Origin of the sequence: Janthinobacterium leeuwenhoeki, assembly GCF_051380795.1 — a bacterium.
Taxonomy (GTDB): Bacteria; Pseudomonadota; Gammaproteobacteria; order Burkholderiales; family Burkholderiaceae_D; genus Janthinobacterium.
On sequence record NZ_JBNYXT010000072.1, the window covers coordinates 1 to 1,474 of the forward strand.

Below are 1,474 nucleotides of genomic sequence, written 5' to 3' on the forward strand. Positions count from 1 at the left end.
GACGAGTGAACTTGTTCACGAAGCAATCGGAAGTGGTTCCAAGAAAAGCCTCTAAGCTTCAGTCATACGAGACCGTACCGCAAACCGACACAGGTGGGCGAGATGAGTATTCTAAGGCGCTTGAGAGAACTCGGGAGAAGGAACTCGGCAAATTGGTACCGTAACTTCGGGAAAAGGTACGCCCCGGTAGCTTGATTGGTTTACTCCATGAGGGTGAAAGGGTTGCAATAAACTGGTGGCTGCGACTGTTTAATAAAAACACAGCACTCTGCAAACACGAAAGTGGACGTATAGGGTGTGACGCCTGCCCGGTGCTGGAAGATTAAATGATGGGGTGCAAGCTCTTGATTGAAGTCCCAGTAAACGGCGGCCGTAACTATAACGGTCCTAAGGTAGCGAAATTCCTTGTCGGGTAAGTTCCGACCTGCACGAATGGCGTAACGATGGCCACACTGTCTCCTCCCGAGACTCAGCGAAGTTGAAATGTTTGTGATGATGCAATCTACCCGCGGCTAGACGGAAAGACCCCATGAACCTTTACTGTAGCTTTGCATTGGACTTTGAACCAATCTGTGTAGGATAGGTGGGAGGCTTTGAAGCGGGGACGCTAGTTCTCGTGGAGCCAACCTTGAAATACCACCCTGGTTTGTTTGAGGTTCTAACCTTGGTCCGTTATCCGGATCGGGGACAGTGCATGGTAGGCAGTTTGACTGGGGCGGTCTCCTCCTAAAGTGTAACGGAGGAGTTCGAAGGTACGCTAGATACGGTCGGACATCGTGTTGATAGTGCAATGGCATAAGCGTGCTTAACTGCGAGACTGACAAGTCGAGCAGGTACGAAAGTAGGACATAGTGATCCGGTGGTTCTGTATGGAAGGGCCATCGCTCAACGGATAAAAGGTACTCTGGGGATAACAGGCTGATTCCTCCCAAGAGTTCATATCGACGGGGGAGTTTGGCACCTCGATGTCGGCTCATCACATCCTGGGGCTGTAGCCGGTCCCAAGGGTATGGCTGTTCGCCATTTAAAGTGGTACGTGAGCTGGGTTTAAAACGTCGTGAGACAGTTTGGTCCCTATCTGCCGTGGGCGTTGGAAATTTGAAGGGGGCTGCTCCTAGTACGAGAGGACCGGAGTGGACGAACCTCTGGTGTACCGGTTGTCACGCCAGTGGCATTGCCGGGTAGCTAAGTTCGGAAGAGATAACCGCTGAAAGCATCTAAGCGGGAAACTTGCCTTGAGATGAGATTTCCCAGAGCCTTGAGCTCTTTGAAGGGTCGTTCGAGACCAGGACGTTGATAGGCTGGGTGTGGAAGTGCAGTAATGCATTAAGCTAACCAGTACTAATTGCCCGTACGGCTTGTCCCTATAACCTTAGCAGGTACAGAGGATAAGACGGTACAACGTTGTGAGTTTGTTGATACTACTATTCATTACCCCAATCTTTGCTTCTTCCAGATTCAGGCTTTGTCGCTC

The 1,474-nt window shown here is 50.7% G+C and carries 1 rRNA gene; it reads left to right on the top strand.

What is annotated here, in order from left to right:
- Positions 1 to 1,366 (top strand): 23S ribosomal RNA (locus ACQ4WS_RS25405); the annotation flags it as partial.
- Between the last annotated feature and the right edge of the window lie 108 nt (positions 1,367 to 1,474).